Raw genomic sequence first — 17,490 nt, 5'->3', positions numbered from 1 at the left:
TTTAATTAAAGATTGAAATAAAAGTACATCTTTATTTAAAAAATTTAACCCTTAAATTAGATTAAAAAGACAAGAATTAACAAATTACTTAAACACAAATTTTATGGAAGGTTCACAAAAAACAAGCATCGGTCTTAAAGTAGGATTAGGTATTTTATTGGTATTATTTTTAGGAACTGCATTTTACGCTTCTAAATTATATACAGATAATAAAGAGACTGAAAAAACACTTATTACAGAAAAGGAACAAGTGATGAATGATCTTAACAATATGGCAAAGCAATACGACGAAGCTATTGCAGCTAGCGAGATTAAAGATCAGAATTTAATTGAGGCAAGAGAGCGTATACAAGGCTTAATGGATTCTTTAAAAGTATCTCAAAATAGTGTTAACTCTTTATGGAGATACAAAAAGAAATTCTTGGCGCTACAGGAAGAAATGGATGAGTTATTGGTTGAAAATGACCGTTTAAAAGTAGAAAACGAATATTTAGCAACATCATTAGATAGTACACAAGTACAATTAGCTGAGCGCACGGTTTTTACTGATTCTTTATTAGTACAAAATACAGAATTAGCAAATGTAGTTGAAGATGCAGCTGCTTTACAGACAGTTGGTTTAAAAGGTATGGGAGTTATTGAAAGACGTAGCGGAAGACAAATACCTACTGAAAGAGCAGGGCGAAGCGATAAAATTAAAATCTGTTTTACAGTTGCAAAAAACACTTTAACAGAAGCAGGTGACAAAGAGTTATACGTGCAAGTTATTGACCCTAAAAACAATGTTTTAGGAACTAATGACCAAGTACAATTTGAAGACCAGGTATTGAATTACAGTCTAATAAGCCGCTTCAATTACGAAAACAGAAACCTTAATATCTGTGAATATATAGCACAGTCTGAAGATACAGATTTTGAGAAAGGACGTTACCAAGTAAACGTTTTTAACGATAAAGAATTGATTTCGACTTCTGAGTTTACTTTGAAGTAAGATTTCAAAGATTGATTGATTGATAGTTAAATCCGGAAGTTTTCTTCCGGATTTTTTATATCCTTTAATTGCCCATTAATTATGACTTGCTCAACAGGATCGTGAGCAAAAGCGTATGGTATTTCGCTATAGTCGCTTAATGGTTTTGTAATAATTAGATTTGCTTTTTTTCCTCTGGTAATACTACCATACATATTGCTTATTCCCATAGCATAAGCACCATTGATAGTTGCAGCATTTATAGCTTCCTCAGGAGTCATTTTCATTTTTACACAAGCTGCACTTACAATAAAATTCATGTTTCCGCTAGGTGCAGAGCCAGGATTATAATCCGTTGCAATAGCTAAAGGCAAACCTGCATCAATAATTTGTCGAGCAGGAGTATACGGAATACTCAAAAAATAAGAACAACCCGGTAATGCAACTGGCATAGTCTCAGACTTCTTTAAAGCTTTTAAGTCATCATCATTCAATTCTTCAAGATGATCTACAGACAAGGCATTGTATTTTACACCAAGACCAACACCGCCAAGTATATTAAATTGGTTGACATGAATTTTTGGTCGCATATCATGTTTTGCCGCAGCTTTAAGAATAGCTTCTGTATCATCCAGATCAAAATATCCTTTCTCGCAAAAAACATCAATGTAATGGCTTATGTTTAATTTTGATGCTTTTGGAATCAATTCTTCAGTAATAAGCTTAACATATTCGTCCTTTTTGGTTTTATATTCTGAAGGAATAGCATGCGCTGCCAAAAGCGTAGGAGTAATTTTAGCAAGACTTTCTTGTTTTATACGTTTTATAACACGAAGCATTTTTAATTCAGCTTCAACTGTTAAACCGTAACCTGTCTTTATTTCAAAAGCGCAGGTTCCCATTCTTATAAGCTCTTCAAGACGATTAATAGACTGTTCGTATAAGTCATCTTCAGAGGTGTCTTGAAGTAATTTTGCAGAGTTTAAAATACCACCACCACGATTGGCAATGTCTTCATAACTCAATCCATTAATACGATCTACAAATTCTGATGTTCTATTGCCAGCATAAACAATATGCGTGTGCGAGTCGCACCACGAAGGTAAAACAATTTTTCCTGTCGCGTCAATTATGGTTTCAGCTTCAATACCTTCACAATATTCCATTTCACCATATTCTATAATGGTATCGTGTTCTATGTAGAGGTAGGCATTCTCTAAGACAGGAAGCGTTTTCAGGTCTTCACCTTTAACAATCATTACATTATAATCATGAACTTGTACAAGCTGTTTTATGTTTTTTATAAGAATGGACATAAGTTGGTTTTTTGTAAAGTTGCCTATTTTTTTTGATAAAAAAAAACGCTGATAACATGTATCAGCGTTTTAAAATTGAAATATTTTAGATTTCTATTCTTTAATGAACTTTGAAGCAAATTTTTCGTTAATGGTTATCGTATAAATACCGTCTGCTAAATCAGAAACATCTAAAGTATGATTTGAGTTTTGTGATTTAGAAAGTACGGTTTTTCCTGAAACGTCTGTAACCAAAATATTAATTGTTTCGTCTTCTAGACCTTCGAAATATAAATTATCTTTTGTTGGGTTAGGGAAAAAAGAAAATTTTGCAGATATGTTTTCACCAATGGTTAAAGTTTCAAGAATGTTTTCGTACCAATCTACAGTGTTATTAAAATAGCCAATCGTAGCGATATCCTTATCACCATCACCATCAAGATCTGCAATAGTTATTCCATAATGTTGATAGTTGTTATCGTTGATTAGAGCTTCAGGATTAAACGTACCAATATCTGTACTTTCAAACCAGATGATAGCATCATTTGCAGAACCACCATCGGTTAAAATAACATCATTATATGTGTCGTTATCTAAGTCTGCCACAGCAACAACTGCTGGCCTGTCAATAATTGAATCATCCGAAATTATAGTCTCTATAGAAGGTCCATTTTTGGTCTTACTGTACCACGCTACATCACCACTAACATTGTCAGATTTAATAATGTCTAAGGTACCATCGTCATTTACATCTGCGAAGGCAGCAACAAATAAAAATGGATTACCACTATTAACGGTTACTGTATCTTTTATCCAGGAGACCGTCATTGTTCCGCTTTCTATATACTGGTTGTAGTATATTTCTATGGTTCCGGAAGTAGTACCATCTACGTAGCCTATTAAGGCATCTTGGTCACCATCACCATCAAAATCATTAAAACTAACGTTTCCAGGTAGATTTGCTGCAACTATGGTTTGTTTAGCACCAAAAGTACCATCACCATTACCAGGTAACCAAGAAGCAATGCCACCATCATATTCTGCAATAGAAATGTCTAAGTTACCATCATTATTAATATCTACAGCAGTGAGTTGTCCTGCACCATCTGCAGTCGTAGATACCGCTACACCTGTATCAAATCCACCGGTACCATTATTGGCATAAAACATTACAGTGTCATTAGAATAGGAGCTTACAATAATATCATTTCCATTTATACCATCGTAATCCGCAATGATGATTCCTCCAATACCACTTAATGTACCCACATCTGAAACTGTAGGCATTATTGTAAAGTTTCCACTGCCATCGTTTTGATACCATTTAACAACATCAGTCGAAAAATTATAAGTACCAATGGCGAGGTCTATGTCTGTATCTCCATCTAAATCACCAGAAGCAATAACATATGGATCATTGCCAGTGTTTGGATCTATATTTTGAATAGAATTCCATAAAGTCTGCGCATCAGCAGAATACGCAAGTATTAAAAAAGGGAAAATTGTAAGTAAAGTTTTTTTCATTGGATTAATTGTGATTATTGAAAGCAAATGTAAGAATTTTATTAAAATTAATGTTTTATTTAATTGATATTCAAAAAAATAAAAATCAGTCATTTTAGTCAAAAAAAAATGCCAACTCGAATCGGATTTTGAAAACAATCAAAATCCAATTCAAATTGGCACCTTCTTAATATAGGTATATTTTTACTTTAAGCTGCCAACCATATCTTCTGGTTTTACCCATTCGTCATAATCTTCTGCTGATACGTAGCCTAAGTTAATTGCTTCTTCTCTAAGTGTTGTACCATTTTTATGAGCTGTATTAGCTATTTCAGCCGCTTTGTAGTAACCAATCTTGGTATTTAATGCTGTTACTAACATCAAAGAGTTATTAAGTAATTCTTTAATTACTGCATGGTTTGGTTCAATACCACTAGCACAATTTTCTTCAAAACTTACGCAAGCATCACCAATTAATTGAGCAGATTGTAAAATATTAGCAGCCATCATTGGTTTGAATACATTTAGCTCGTAATGGCCTTGTGTACCACCAACAGTTACCGCAACATCGTTACCCATAACTTGTGCGCAAACCATTGTTAAAGCCTCACACTGTGTTGGATTTACTTTTCCAGGCATAATAGAACTTCCTGGTTCGTTTGCAGGAATGATAATCTCACCAATACCAGATCGAGGACCAGAAGCCATCATTCTTATATCATTTGCTATTTTATTTAGTGATACTGCTAATTGTTTTAGTGCTCCATGTGTTTCTACAATGGCATCATGAGCAGCTAGGGCTTCAAATTTATTTTCTGCAGTTACAAAAGGAAGGTTTGTAAACTCTGCAATGTATTTAGCAACTAAAACATCATAACCTTCTGGTGTATTAAGTCCTGTACCAACTGCAGTTCCACCTAGAGCTAACTCACTTAAGTGTGCTAAAGTATTTTCTAATGCTTTTAAGCCATGGTCTAGTTGAGAAACATAACCAGAAAATTCCTGACCCAAAGTTAATGGAGTCGCATCCATGAGGTGCGTGCGACCAATTTTCACCACATCCTTAAAAGCAATGGCTTTGTTGTGTAATGTATTTCTTAATTGTATAACACCAGGAATCGTTGTTTCTACCACTTTTTTGTATGCAGCAATATGCATACCAGTAGGGAAGGTGTCGTTAGAGGATTGTGATTTGTTAACATCATCGTTTGGTTGTATAGTTTTATCACCTTCGCCAATAACTTTACCAGCTATTTGGTGTGCCCTGTTCGCAATCACTTCATTGACGTTCATGTTGCTTTGTGTACCAGAACCTGTTTGCCAAATTACTAATGGAAACTGATCGTTGTGTTTGCCTTCTAAAATCTCATCACAAACCTGCGCAATAAGGTCGCGTTTACTTTTGTCTAAAACGTCTAAATCGCAGTTAGCATAAGCCGCAGCCTTTTTAAGATATGCAAAACCATAAACCACTTCTAAAGGCATAGAAGCTGGTGCACCAATTTTAAAGTTATTACGAGATCGCTCGGTTTGTGCTCCCCAAAGTTTATCAGCAGGCACTTTAACTTCACCCATGGTGTCTTTTTCTATTCTGTATGTCATGATAATGTATGTTTTTTAACGCTTTACAAAATTACAGTTTTTGTAAGTGTATTGCTACTAAAATTGTGGTTTTATCTCAGCATTTGCACAAATAAAAAAGCCCAGAGTATTCTGGGCTTTTTGTATAAATAAGTTTTAAATTTATTTTTTTGTAGAGGTCATTACTACACTAGTTTCAATAGCTTGCCCTTCAGCAGTTACAGACATGTTAACCTCTGATTTTATAACATTACCAGTAGCCCTATCAACACTACTACTGCCTTCTAAAGTTCCTTTAGCTGCACCAGAAACGTTTCCTGTTACTTTTAGTTCTACGGTATCATCAGTTATAGAAGCTACTTCGTAAGTGGTTTCTATATTCATACCTTCTTGTTCTTTAGTCTCGTTCCATTTGTAACCAACCTCAACAGCTTCTTCAGGGAAAATCATACCACTCATGTTGTCCTTAAAAGAGCTTATATCAGCTATACCAGATTTTATATCTGTTTTGGTAACATTACCTAATTTATCATTTTCTATAGTTACAACGGTTTCTAGTAACTTTTTCATCTCAACGTGCATTCCTTTACCAAATGGGCTCAACTCAGACTCTTCAGTATTAGAATCGTAATCCATTTTTTGTCCCATAGATTCCATATCCATTTTTACATGACTAAAAGTTGCCTCAGATATTATAGCATTGTCTTTGGCATCTGTAACGTTAAGATCCATAGACATAGTCATATCCATTTTCATAAATTCGCCCATGCTTTGCTTCATTACCGTTTTTACCTCATAGGTGTCACCCTTTTCATAGTTTAGACGTAATAAGGCTGTCTCTTGCGAAAAGGCTAAGGTGCCAACGCATAACAATAGGACTACTAGTACTTTTTTCATTTTGTTTTTTTATTAATGTTATACCAACAAATATAAGATTTATAATCAGTTAGCAAATTTTTAATTGATTAAAGCTTTTGTTTGAAAAACACGTAGGTTGTGTATTGACTTGTTGATTTAAAATAGCGATCTTAGTTTACGGAGAATATAAATCATTAAAACAGATTCATATTCTAAACGCTGCCAATAATCTGAGCGACCAACTATTTTAGGTGCTCACTCAGTCAAATGGACTATTTACTCATTTCATTTTTCTATTTGAAAACTTCATTTCTATGTTTGAAGTATAAATTAAAAAACTATGAAAAAAATAATATTAGTTTGTTTTCTGCTAACTACAACAATTATTTCTGGTCAAAAAATTACCATAAAAGGAACTGCTATTAACTCAAAAATTAATAAAATTCCTGTATTTGTATCATTGAATGATACTATTAACAAATATTATAACAGTGCAAATTTTAATCAAGAGAAGTACGAAACCTTATTTTTGGATAAAGATTATAATACTTGGACAAACAAAAAAAATAAATTCAAAATAAGAGCAAAACTCACTGACTCAATAACTTTTAGTTCGCCGAATCAAATTTCTGAATCATATCTTGTTTCTGATTTGATTTCTAAAGATAAAATCATAATTCAACTTAAAACAGAGCCTTGTGAAGAATATATTGCTTGTGAAAATGATAAGCCTAAATTATATGTTTTCATCGGAAAAAAATTAACTGTCAACTATGGCGGCAATGATAATTATTGTGATGTAATATCATTGTCTACAAAATATAACGCTCATTATAAAATAATTGAAAATTTATATGGCGACTATCATAATGACACAATGAAATTTGTTGCATATGAACACGGAGGAAATGGCGATGCTAGTTTTGCTGAATATGAGTATGTTATACTATACATTGCTGAATATTGTGGAAAACTTGTCAAGTTAAGATACTTGGATAATGAAGTCTATAAAGCAAAAAATGGCAAATGGGCTACACCTTATAAAAAACTTAATTTTAAAAAACAGGATTCTGTAAAAATCAAACAACCAGAAATTATTGATTTTGAAAAAGATCTTATATTTAAATTTAGCATAAAAGCAGATTCAATGTGGCTTGAAAGAAAATATCCAAAACCATATTATCAAATTTCTGGAGCTAAAGCCAGAGCTATTTATGGCTACTATGCAAATGATATTTTTGAGATAATGAAAAAGACTATTTTGAAATCAAAAGGATTTTTTGAATAAAAAATTATTAGTAATAACGACTATAATCCATTCCGGCTAAAATTCCTGCTGGAATTTCTTTATTATGTTTCAGCTATTAAGGAAAGAAACCTACGAATTTTTCCGCAACAAGTCTACACACAAAACCTATAAGCACCATCAAAACTCTTCTAAAACTTATACCCAAACTTAAAACCCAAGGTAAAATTAAAGTGATTGTTGTTGTTTAGGCCTTCAACATTACGTCTTCTGTAATCGAAATGCCCACGATCATCATTCAGTGTGTCTGTTTCTGGATTGTAGTTTCTGCCTGGGTTTTTGATATTAAATAGCCTTATTCCAAAGCCAGAGTATAAATCAATAAAGTAATTTTTACCAATAGGGTAGTTTAAACCGTATTTTATATTAAATACGTTTACCGATTTGTGTACTACTAATGTTTCGTCAATAGAAAAGGCAATTTCTTCGAGTTCTCTAATATAACTGATGTCTTCATTAAATTGGTAACGGATAAAACGCGATTCTATACCAATATATTCATTAACTCTAGGGTTATTAGATATGCTAAGTAAATTGTAATATTTAAGCTCATACCTAAAGGCTCTTCCTTTGTCTTTAACAAGTCTTAATTTAGGATTTCTGCCACTTCCAAGCCTTTCGGTAAACACGGTGCCATATTCTGCACTAACACTTATATTATCAGTAACAAAATATTCTGCGCCTATGGTGAGCATAGGTTGTGAAAAAATATCTATAGCTTTTAGAGGTGTGGTATAAATAAAAATATCATTTCTTTTAAAGTGAATAGGCTCACTATTAGGGCTAAAAAATTTTTTCTCTGTACTATCAATTTCAAATAGTATATTTCTCTTGTAAGAAAACCGTTTGTGGTTGGTGAAATCTGCTAGAAAGCCAACATAATATGGTGATAAAAAGTTTAAAAAAAATGTACCCGAAGTTTTTTTAGGAAAAGCAAATTCTGTTGAAATGCTATCGTTAGAAAGTTCAAACTTTAAAGTGTCTTTTGAGCGTAGTGGAAAAATAGCAACATGATCTTCTTTTACCAAAAAGTCTTCACCCTTAAATTTTACTTTGGTGTTTTTAGGCGCATGTATGTAAACTTTATCTTTTTTGCCATTCAGTATCGTAGCACACGAACAGAGAGAGCAAAAACACACTAGTAAAAGTAGTTTGCGCATAAAAAATGTTTAATTAAAGATGCTAAAAGTATAAAATGGTTGCGTATAATTTTATCATTTTATTTAAAATTACGTAAGGTCAGGTATTAATATTTTAGGTTAAAAAAGCGAACTTCGCTTACTTGTGCTGAATTTGTTTCAGTATCAATCAATATAGTTCATTAAAATGGAAACATATTTTAACGACAAGCATCACCATAATATAATTTTCGCTAAAACAAAAGTTTGGTAAAAATTAATATATTTGGCTAACCCTAACTTTTAACCTACTTATACAATGAAAAGAATACTTCCGCTTTTTGCGATTATCTTAACCCTTAATTTAACTTTTTCCCAAACCTCAGAAACTAACGGAACCACATCAGAAGAATATAACTATATGATAAGAGGCTACGAAATGCAGCTATCTTCTGGTCTCGACATGAAGAGTGGTTACAAAGTAGATCTTATTAATACTGTAACCAGAAGTGATTATTCGTTTAGCTTTAATGCACTTGTTAGAACTGAGGAAGACAAATTAGCAGGCATTTTAATAATTGCTACATCAGAAGTTTCAGGTAGAACCTATTATTTAGGCATGCCAATTAACAATGCTCAATTACAACAATCTTTTGAAAATGATGTTAAGAATTGGGATGAAAGAATGACTACAGCTTTTGCACAAGCACTGGGTGAATTATATGCTACACAGGCAATTTTAGAATACAAGGAAACTAACAAAACAGAATAACGGTCTTAGTTTACAATTTTTCCATCAACCATTGTTAATTTTCTATCAGCCATATTAGCTAAGTCTTGGTTGTGGGTAACGATGACAAAGGTTTGCTTAAATTCGTCTCTTAATTTAAAAAATAGTTGATGAAGTTGTTCTGCAGATTCGCTATCTAAATTACCGGAAGGCTCGTCAGCAAAAATAATTTTTGGTTGATTAATTAATGCTCTGGCAACAGCAACACGTTGCTGCTCACCACCAGACATGCTATTAGGTTTATGTTGTATTCTATCTTTTAAACCTAAATAATCTAGCAATTCTATAGCACGTTTTTCGGCTTCGGCTTTTGGTGTATTATTAATAAATGCAGGAATACACACGTTTTCTAAAGCTGTAAACTCTGGTAATAACTGATGAAACTGAAAGATAAAACCAATATACTTATTTCTAAATTTGGCTAGAGCTTTATCGCTTAATGCTGTAATGGATTTTCCGTTGATTTGTAGTGTGGTATCACTTTTATAATCTGGTTTATCTAGCGTACCTAAAATCTGTAACAAAGTGGTTTTACCAGCACCTGATGCACCAACAATAGAAATAATTTCGCTTTCTGCAATGTCTATATCTACGCCTTTTAAAACGTGTAAATCTTTATACCATTTATGGATATTGGTAGCTTTTATCATACAAGAGCGAAAATACTATTTTTTTAGATTATGGGATGTTTCGATTCTTAGACTTTTAGATTGTTGGATTATAGTATTACTTTGATTGAAATAGTGAAGACAATTTTGAGCTTTGACTGCCTCAGCATAATACAAAATTACTCGAACTGACGGTGAATTCAATATAATGTAAAACCTTTCGAGCTGACGTTGGTTGCGTATGAAGCATATTTGGAATTAGCAAAAATTAAGAGTTAATACCAAATCTTCTGTTTCGTGACGAGAAGAAGTTGTTGGCTTGTCCGTTGTGAGGATTATCTCTTTTCTTAAAAATAGATTTTATACCGTTAAAATCTAAGAAATACTGTAACCTCACTGAAATAGTGTGCTGTATTGGCTGATCGAAAAGTGTACCTAAGCTCTCAGAATAACTATCTTCAGACATTGTATCGAAATTAAAGAGTTGATTTCTGTATAAAGCTGTTAAGAAGCTACCTGGTGCAAATTGCCATGAGTAGCTGAGGTCAATATTCCAAGTACTAAAATTAATGTTTGGAGACCCACTAACGTTATCTACCGTGTAACCTTGTTCTGTTGTAAGACGACCGTTATCCAGTAAAGTGAATAGTTCATTATCATAATTTACGGTATCCCAATAATGTCTAAACGTTAAAGCAACAGAGTTAAAAGGATTGAAGGTATAATTAGCGGAAATGGTGTTTGTGATTCGTTTTCTGTTTCGCTCACCAAGAATTGGTTGATCATCTTCAAATGTTGCATAACCGCGTTGACCATTTGCCATATTAAGGCTAAAACTGTAAATCATAAGTAACTTATCGTTTGGTCTTACTCTCGGACTTAAGAAAATATTATAACCAAATAGGTCTCTACCATCTTCAAAGATTTTAAAAATACCTCCATCAATATCAAAAGCAAATACTTTGTTGTAGTTGGACGAGTAGAAACCACCTACACTAACAATATTCTCATAAATAAAAGCCCTACCATCTCTAGATTCAAAATAATCATATTGTTTGCCTGGCTCAATGTTAAAATTAAAACCATAAGCATTGAGTTTTTTGGTTTGCGCAAAATAGCGTCCACCAAAATTTAGACCTGTAAAAACACCTGGGTTGGCTAGGTTTCTGTAATTAACCCAAGCATTAATTCTGTAGCTATTTAAATTTCCTTTAGGTTCAAAGATTTGATACCAAATATCAGCTCCAAAATTGTTGAAGTTATTTCTAAAGTTAAGTCCTAAGTCATTGATTTCATATTTGGTATCTGCAAAGCGATGATCAAAACTGTAGCGTAGATTACCGTGTGTTTTACCTATGTAGAAAAATGAACTAAAACCAGTTTCGCTGTCAGCATTTTGATAGTTAACATTACTCATTTTGGCCTCTGCATTAATCACATAAGTATTTCTCTTGTTTTGTAAATTAGTAACGAGTGCAGTAGCATTTCCATCTCTAAATTCGCCTTCACGCATTACATTAGTATTGATAAGACTTATTGATGAATTGCCATTAAACTGCTGGTCTACAACTAAAATATTATAATTAGTAAAAGGTTCAACTAACTCACGACGTTTAGTGATTAGCGTATCTATAACTTCATTATTTTCATCAAAGATTTCTTCACTTCTGGTTATAGTGGCATAAGTTTTTTCTGTAATTGCATTAAAAATACCTACACCAAGTCCTTTTTTAGTTCTACCAGATACTTTTACAGCATTTAAAACTTTTACTTCATCCGGAATATCTGCTTCCTCATTATCGTCTAAATCTAGTTGACCACTTGGTGCATTACCCACACGTCTTGAGAAGAATAAATCTCCTTTGGAAAATAAATCAACACCTTCAGTAAAAAACTGACGTTGTTCTGAGAACGTTTGTTCAAAAGGTCCAAGATTTAGAACCACTCTGTCGAAACCAGCTTGGCTAAAATCAGGAACAAGTGTTGCGTCTAGCGTAAAGTTATCTGTAATACCATACTTAACGTCCATGCCAAAGGTTAAGTCTGTTTCAGTATCACCATCGAAACTGTTTAGAATTCCTGTTGAAAAAGGGTAGAGGTTGAGCCTTACAGGTGGCTTAAGATTTTTTAGTCCTTTTAGTTCACCATGATACAAGCCAATGTTACCTTGAGTTGGGTCAAATTCATTCCATGTGTATTGGGAGCGATCTCTTCTAAAATGTCTGTGAAACTGAAGTCCCCAAGTTGGTTCTTCCTGATCAGGAAACCGTAATGTTCTGTATGGTATTTCTATTTCAACAATCCAGCCATCATTTACTATTTGTACTGCACTTTGCCAAACAGCATTCCAGCTAAAGTCCTCGCCAATACTAGGATTGGCTATAGCGTCTGCTTGCTGGCCAGAGCTAAATACAAAAAATTGGGTATCGTTTTGTGCATCGTTGTTTGGGTTTAAAACCACAGCAAAGAAATCATTCTGACCAAAATTATCTCGAGTCGTTAGCTGCTTCATAATTTTTGTTGGATCGTCGTATAAATAAGCAGCAACATAGATGGCATCATCATCATAACTCATTTTTACCTCAGTTCTTTGTTCTGTTGGTAGCGTGTTGCCAATGTCTGGTCTAAACTGTATGAAACCTGTAGCGATTTCTGCATTTTCCCAGATTTTGTCGTCTAAAACACCATCAATTTTTGGTTTTTTAGATGCTCTGGTAATGTTGAGTGTTTTTTTGTCTTTGGTAAGGACTGTGTTTTCTTGCGAAAGTGCAACGCTAAAAAAACAAAAGGTAAATAGAATGAAAAAAGAACGTATGTTCATGATGATTGATTGATGATTCTCGGGTTCGTTTTTTATAGATAAACGTTTTTTATGATTGTTACACTTTAACTTTATAATCTAGATTTAATGTATTAAAGACTTATTTTTAGATTGAAAAACAAGTCTTAAAACTCTGGTTATACTTTATAAAAAGAATTTTACAAAACTAACTTGTGATATTATGCAAGCCTCTTAATTAAACGTTAAAAAGGCTTAAGGTATGTTAATAGAATTGATACTGTAAATGACAGGTGTAAATTTTGGAATACTTATTGCTTAATATTCATTGAATTATTAACACTTAAAACTATACATGAATAAATATAAGCTGCTGGTATTGAGTATTTTGTTTGATGGTTTGGGCTTTGTGTCATTTTTTATACCTGGGATAGGCGAATTTTCGGATGTTATCTGGGCACCATTATCGGCCTATTTGATGACAAGATTATATAAGGGTAGAGAAGGTAAAGTCGCAGCTGTTGTCTCCTTTATAGAAGAAGCTCTGCCATTTATGGATATTGTTCCAACATTCTCGATAATGTGGTTATACACTTATGTTTTAAAGTCTGAAAAAACAATTACTAAAGCATAAAAAAAGCACTCAATTTGAGTGCTTTTTTATTATAACTTAATTATGGATTAGTTAATTGTAACGCCTGTGAAAGTGATGTTAAAATCTTCTTCACCACCAGTAGCTGAACCAAGGTTGTTGTTTGCGCTATCATCAACGGCAGTTGCTTCGTGAACTAAAGTAATGCTTAAGTTTCCTGTACTTGCAGCACCTGCAACCCATGTAGTATTAACACCGATTTTGTTGTTATCTAACCCAACAATATCATTAGCATCTCTAGTCATAGTAAAGTTAAGACCATTTAGTCCATACACAAAGAAGTGCTCATCAGCTTCTGGGATTACGTCATCGTTTAATAAATCATCTACATCATTAGGATCAGATGCATCTGTTGCAGCCAATGATAACGAATAAGTCTCACCAGATACAAAAGCGCCTGAAACAGTATTAGATGTAGCACCGCCACCGCCTTGACCGTTTGGCTGAATATCTTCCATCACTACAGTGGCATTAGTACTATTTGAAGGTGTAAAAGTAAGTGTTACATTGGTAAATAACTCTGTAGGATTTACTGGTGGTGGATTGTCATCATCATCAGAACAAGACGTAAACGTTGTTACAAGCGTTAAGCACACAATTGCGCTAAGTAAAAATTTAGTAGTTTTCATAAAATTAAAATTTAAAAAATTGGTTATCATTAATTTAAAGTTTTGATTGTTTGTGTTCATCATATATAAGTATTAATAATTTAGTTGTAATTGTAGTGTGAAATTTCGTCCTAAGTCATCTGCAAAAAAGCGTAAGCCATTTAGATAATTCCTATAAGAACTATTAAATATGTTATTTATGCCAAAAGCGACGTTTAAGGATGTTTTACCTTTAAAATTAAATGTGGCATCACTATAAAAGTGTAATAAATGATACGCTGGTGGTGGTGTGCTAATGTCTATTTCAAATTCTTCTTCTGTAAGTTGGTTAATTACCGTGTAGTTAAAATTTGGAAACTCATTTTGTTCTAACACCCATTCAGATTTTAAACTTGCTGAAAAATTGTTCCACTTTTCATTATAGTATCGTATTTGATTTGTCGTGCTAAAAGGCGGAATGTCTATCAAAGGCAAGTCTGTTTTTAGATCGTAACCTTTTATAAATGAGGATTTGTGATTGTACTGAATTTGAGGCGTAATGTCATAAGTTGCATTAATGTCTATACCAAAAAGTTCAGCATTGGTCTGCTCGTATATCCAAACGGCAAAGTAGCCGCGATTACTTAAATCGCTATTGTCTGGTCTTAAGAAAATGTAATCGTCAATTCTGTTGTAAAATACTTCTGCTAAGAAATTAAACTTAGAATTGGTGTAGTTATAGCTTGCCGAGATTCTATTCGCTATCTCTTGATTAAATCTAAGATCACCAATTTCGAACCTTGCTAATGCATGGTGTAATCCATCACTAAACAACTCTGACGGATTTGGTGGTCGATTGGCATGACTAAAATTCAGCATGGCTTTATGATTATCACTTATGCTATACTTTCCACCAATAGACGCTGAAAAATTGTGATAGTTGAACACAGGATTGGTTAAGAATTGCGTAGGAAATTCTTCAATTATAAGGTTTTGAAAATCTTCATCGTAGCCTCGATCTTCCCAGTTACTTCTTAAGTAGAATTTTTTAGCATCAATTCTATTGAAATCGTAACGAACTCCTGCATCGGCAATTAAATCATCACTGAGCTGCCATTCTGTTGTAATGTAAGCACCAAAATCATATTTATCATAATCTGGAACGATGCGTCTTACACCAGTATCTGGATCAGCAAAATTATCTTGATACCGTGCCACAATTCCAAAGTTGTATTTTCTGTCTAAGTTGGAATCTAGATTGACATCGGCCAAAATACTATGCGTTTGCAAAATGAGATCTACGGCCGGTATATTTCGACGGTCACCAACTCTAACGTCAAACTCTTGGCGTCTGTTGTTTTGGTAATCGTATTGTAAGCTTACCTTTCCAAAATTCTGAAAACGTTTGTAATAATTAACTTTTGCTAAATGATGCTTTACATCTTGCTTAGGCACATTAATATCGTAAGTAAAATCTTCTATTCTAATTGGTTGTCCAGCATTAATTGCACGTTCAAAATCTAAGAGATTGCCAATGTGTGCCGCTCTTAGGATGCCAATTTCGTTGTTTAGAAAACTATAATAGACTTCAAAACCAGACTCAAATGATTTTTTTCCAAATCTTGTGGAAACACCAAAAGATTCTAAGCCTGTGTTGGATAAATTATAATCTGGTGTTTGAAAATCTCCACTTCGTCTGTAAGAACTCTGGATGTGCCCAAACCAACCCGAACTATAGTTCTTATTTAAACTTGACGTGATATTATAGCCACGCCCATTGGTTTGTCCACCAAATACTGTTCTACCGTAAAGTGTATCTTTGACTATAACCCGACTTGGTTTTACAACTACAACGCCACCAACGGCATCGCCACCGTAAGCCAATGCTCCTGAACCTTTAATTACAGTAAGCTGATTAGCAGAATTTATATCAATGTTTGGCGCATGTTCAACGCCCCATTCTTGATCTTGAAGACGTACACCATTGTTCATTATTAAAATCCTACTACTATGAAGGCCGTTAATAACAGGCTTTACAATAGAATTTCCTGTTTTTAATGATGACACTCCAGGAACTTCTTCCAAAGCATCACCGATACTCAAATTACTGTATCTTCTAAGTGTTTTAGAATCGACGGTTGTCTCTTGTGCTGCATTAGTTTCTCGTCTAATAGCTTCTGTTTTAATTGCGACTTCGTCCAATTCGCGAGTATGATGCTCTAAGGTAATTGTTTCAAATTGATCGCCATTAATCATAAACGAAACTGTTTTAGTTTCACAAGCAACATGGGAAATCACTAATTTGAGAGGTCCATTACATAGTTTTTCAATTTTAAACTTACCATATACATCAGAAGTGGTGTACTTATTTAAATTTTGTATAAATACAGTAGCATCAACAATAGGAGTATTGTCGTGAAAGTCTTTAATCTCTCCTAAGAATGTATAGTCGCACTCTTGAGAATGACCAACCAGAAATGTAATTAAAAGTATAAACAAAGCTAGAAGCCTCATAACCATAAAATATAGTAAGTGATGTTACCATTTATATAATGAGCAATGGTAACTTAAATGTATTTCTTTACTGAAGTTTTAGGCTAGGGTAGGTGGACCTCTTAAAAATGAAGCGTTTTGCTGATGCGTTCTTAAGAACAAATAAAAGTAAGTATTTACCTTACTTAAGTTATTTTGAATTATAGTTTCAAAAGCTTGAAAACCAGAATAGTAGTTTGTGTTAAGTTTAAACTTATAAAATTCACAGTCTACATCTAATTCGTGGAAATGTGTTTGGTCATTACTATCGATTTCACAAACCTTGTGTTTGTGATGCGTAAAAATATGAGAAAGTTTTACACCAGAAGGTAATAATACTGCAAGTATTAATACTAAAGCAAGTCCTTTAAATGTAGGTTTTATGATAGTTTTTTTACTCAATCTACAAAACGTTTTAAGCCAAATCTCCTCAACATTTTTTTCTCAAATTCCCAAAAGAATTGAAACTGACCAAATAACCATCCAAAGGTAACTAAAAGAATTTGATAAAAAATGAGCCCAATGATAATAAATAAAATCCAGTAGAGGATAGGGTTTAAGTTTTCTTTAGTAATTCCGAGAAGTTTAATAATTGGTCTCCCTACATACAATGATGAAGAACCTGTAACTGCAAAGACAATAAATACTCTTATCATTTCCCATCTGTATTGGAGTTCCCAACGCTTATCTAGAATTTTAAATAGTTTTAAAGTTAAAACCAATAGACTAACAAAAAGAGCAACCGATGCAATAATGATATAGCCAAAACTATCAAAGTATATAAGTGCTAATTTATATGACGAATAACCAAGACTTAAAAGACCAATTAATGGAAATATTAACTGCCAATTATGTTGAATTTCCCAGTTTTCTTTAAATTTTTTCATAGCACCTTTAAAGTGGTGCAAAGT

Annotated in this window: 15 protein-coding genes; 4 read left to right on the top strand and 11 right to left on the bottom strand. The window is 33.3% G+C overall.

Annotated elements, in window-relative coordinates:
* Nucleotides 1–103 precede the first annotated feature (103 nt).
* Nucleotides 104–991 carry a chromosome partitioning protein ParA gene (locus tag FC091_RS06315; RefSeq protein WP_138433439.1) on the top strand — a complete coding sequence of 296 codons (888 nt, stop codon included), beginning with the start codon at nt 104–106 and terminating at the stop codon, nt 989–991.
* Nucleotides 992–1,017: 26 nt separating this feature from the next.
* Here the strand turns inward: FC091_RS06315 and hutI are convergent, their stop codons facing one another.
* The 4 genes from hutI to FC091_RS06295 form a co-directional block, all read right to left on the bottom strand.
* Entirely contained in the window at nt 1,018–2,286 is a 1,269-nt protein-coding gene (gene hutI / locus FC091_RS06310; RefSeq protein WP_138433438.1) for an imidazolonepropionase, read from the bottom strand.
* Nucleotides 2,287–2,379: 93 nt separating this feature from the next.
* Nucleotides 2,380–3,789, bottom strand: a complete 1,410-nt coding sequence (locus FC091_RS06305; RefSeq protein WP_171032478.1) for a T9SS type A sorting domain-containing protein — start codon at nt 3,787–3,789, stop codon at nt 2,380–2,382.
* Nucleotides 3,790–3,972: 183 nt separating this feature from the next.
* A complete protein-coding gene (gene fumC / locus FC091_RS06300; RefSeq protein ID WP_138433436.1) occupies nt 3,973–5,370 on the bottom strand; it encodes a class II fumarate hydratase in 1,398 nt (465 codons plus the stop codon).
* Nucleotides 5,371–5,511: 141 nt separating this feature from the next.
* Nucleotides 5,512–6,246, bottom strand: a complete 735-nt coding sequence (locus tag FC091_RS06295; RefSeq protein WP_138433435.1) for a DUF6263 family protein — start codon at nt 6,244–6,246, stop codon at nt 5,512–5,514.
* A 301-nt stretch (nt 6,247–6,547) separates the two neighbouring features.
* Between FC091_RS06295 and FC091_RS06290 the strand changes: the two genes are divergently transcribed.
* The gene (locus FC091_RS06290; protein ID WP_138433434.1) at nt 6,548–7,495 is read left to right on the top strand and encodes a hypothetical protein; all 948 of its coding nucleotides are present in this window, start codon (nt 6,548–6,550) and stop codon (nt 7,493–7,495) included.
* Between the two features lie 149 nt (nt 7,496–7,644).
* On the opposite strand, the gene FC091_RS06285 is transcribed toward FC091_RS06290, so the two are convergent.
* Nucleotides 7,645–8,673: a hypothetical protein gene (locus FC091_RS06285; protein WP_138433433.1), complete on the bottom strand. Its 1,029-nt coding sequence runs from the start codon at nt 8,671–8,673 to the stop codon at nt 7,645–7,647.
* A 277-nt stretch (nt 8,674–8,950) separates the two neighbouring features.
* On the opposite strand from FC091_RS06285, the gene FC091_RS06280 reads away from it, so the two are divergent.
* On the top strand, nt 8,951–9,403 hold the full coding sequence (locus FC091_RS06280) for a hypothetical protein (RefSeq protein WP_138433432.1): 453 nt from the start codon (nt 8,951–8,953) through the stop codon (nt 9,401–9,403).
* Between the two features lie 5 nt (nt 9,404–9,408).
* Here the strand turns inward: FC091_RS06280 and FC091_RS06275 are convergent, their stop codons facing one another.
* Both FC091_RS06275 and FC091_RS06270 read right to left on the bottom strand, forming a co-directional pair.
* Nucleotides 9,409–10,071, bottom strand: coding sequence for an ABC transporter ATP-binding protein (locus FC091_RS06275; RefSeq protein ID WP_138433431.1), 663 nt, complete (start codon nt 10,069–10,071; stop codon nt 9,409–9,411).
* A gap of 226 nt (nt 10,072–10,297) precedes the next feature.
* Entirely contained in the window at nt 10,298–12,850 is a 2,553-nt protein-coding gene (locus FC091_RS06270; protein WP_138433430.1) for a DUF5916 domain-containing protein, read from the bottom strand.
* Between the two features lie 313 nt (nt 12,851–13,163).
* On the opposite strand from FC091_RS06270, the gene FC091_RS06265 reads away from it, so the two are divergent.
* Nucleotides 13,164–13,442 carry a hypothetical protein gene (locus FC091_RS06265; RefSeq protein WP_138433429.1) on the top strand — a complete coding sequence of 93 codons (279 nt, stop codon included), beginning with the start codon at nt 13,164–13,166 and terminating at the stop codon, nt 13,440–13,442.
* 47 nt (nt 13,443–13,489) lie between these two features.
* Here the strand turns inward: FC091_RS06265 and FC091_RS06260 are convergent, their stop codons facing one another.
* The 4 genes from FC091_RS06260 to FC091_RS06245 form a co-directional block, all read right to left on the bottom strand.
* Nucleotides 13,490–14,089, bottom strand: a complete 600-nt coding sequence (locus FC091_RS06260) for a hypothetical protein (protein ID WP_138433428.1) — start codon at nt 14,087–14,089, stop codon at nt 13,490–13,492.
* A gap of 72 nt (nt 14,090–14,161) precedes the next feature.
* Complete coding sequence (locus FC091_RS06255; RefSeq protein ID WP_138433427.1) at nt 14,162–16,561, bottom strand: TonB-dependent receptor; 2,400 nt, start codon at nt 16,559–16,561, stop codon at nt 14,162–14,164.
* A gap of 78 nt (nt 16,562–16,639) precedes the next feature.
* Nucleotides 16,640–16,981, bottom strand: coding sequence for a hypothetical protein (locus FC091_RS06250; protein ID WP_138433426.1), 342 nt, complete (start codon nt 16,979–16,981; stop codon nt 16,640–16,642).
* A complete protein-coding gene (locus FC091_RS06245) occupies nt 16,978–17,466 on the bottom strand; it encodes a DUF6787 family protein (RefSeq protein WP_138433425.1) in 489 nt (162 codons plus the stop codon). The genes FC091_RS06250 and FC091_RS06245 overlap by 4 nt, the downstream gene beginning before the upstream one ends.
* Nucleotides 17,467–17,490 lie beyond the last annotated feature (24 nt).

The sequence above is a fragment of the Winogradskyella algicola genome, assembly GCF_005869935.1.
Lineage (GTDB): Bacteria > Bacteroidota > Bacteroidia > Flavobacteriales > Flavobacteriaceae > Winogradskyella > Winogradskyella algicola.
The sequence above is the reverse complement of the archived record's forward strand: the minus strand, read 5'-3'. Positions and strand labels throughout refer to the sequence as shown.

What these genes read in the sequence shown, in the direction of transcription:
- FC091_RS06315 (WP_138433439.1), top strand. Translation starts at nt 104, where the DNA reads ATGGAAGGTTCACAAAAAACAAGCATCGGTCTTAAAGTAGGATTAGGT.
- FC091_RS06255 (WP_138433427.1), bottom strand. Translation starts at nt 16,561, where the DNA reads ATGAGGCTTCTAGCTTTGTTTATACTTTTAATTACATTTCTGGTTGGT.
- FC091_RS06270 (WP_138433430.1), bottom strand. Translation starts at nt 12,850, where the DNA reads ATGAACATACGTTCTTTTTTCATTCTATTTACCTTTTGTTTTTTTAGC.
- FC091_RS06265 (WP_138433429.1), top strand. Translation starts at nt 13,164, where the DNA reads ATGAATAAATATAAGCTGCTGGTATTGAGTATTTTGTTTGATGGTTTG.
- FC091_RS06290 (WP_138433434.1), top strand. Translation starts at nt 6,548, where the DNA reads ATGAAAAAAATAATATTAGTTTGTTTTCTGCTAACTACAACAATTATT.
- FC091_RS06275 (WP_138433431.1), bottom strand. Translation starts at nt 10,071, where the DNA reads ATGATAAAAGCTACCAATATCCATAAATGGTATAAAGATTTACACGTT.
- FC091_RS06285 (WP_138433433.1), bottom strand. Translation starts at nt 8,673, where the DNA reads ATGCGCAAACTACTTTTACTAGTGTGTTTTTGCTCTCTCTGTTCGTGT.
- FC091_RS06305 (WP_171032478.1), bottom strand. Translation starts at nt 3,789, where the DNA reads ATGAAAAAAACTTTACTTACAATTTTCCCTTTTTTAATACTTGCGTAT.
- FC091_RS06295 (WP_138433435.1), bottom strand. Translation starts at nt 6,246, where the DNA reads ATGAAAAAAGTACTAGTAGTCCTATTGTTATGCGTTGGCACCTTAGCC.
- FC091_RS06260 (WP_138433428.1), bottom strand. Translation starts at nt 14,089, where the DNA reads ATGAAAACTACTAAATTTTTACTTAGCGCAATTGTGTGCTTAACGCTT.
- FC091_RS06280 (WP_138433432.1), top strand. Translation starts at nt 8,951, where the DNA reads ATGAAAAGAATACTTCCGCTTTTTGCGATTATCTTAACCCTTAATTTA.
- FC091_RS06245 (WP_138433425.1), bottom strand. Translation starts at nt 17,466, where the DNA reads ATGAAAAAATTTAAAGAAAACTGGGAAATTCAACATAATTGGCAGTTA.
- fumC (WP_138433436.1), bottom strand. Translation starts at nt 5,370, where the DNA reads ATGACATACAGAATAGAAAAAGACACCATGGGTGAAGTTAAAGTGCCT.
- hutI (WP_138433438.1), bottom strand. Translation starts at nt 2,286, where the DNA reads ATGTCCATTCTTATAAAAAACATAAAACAGCTTGTACAAGTTCATGAT.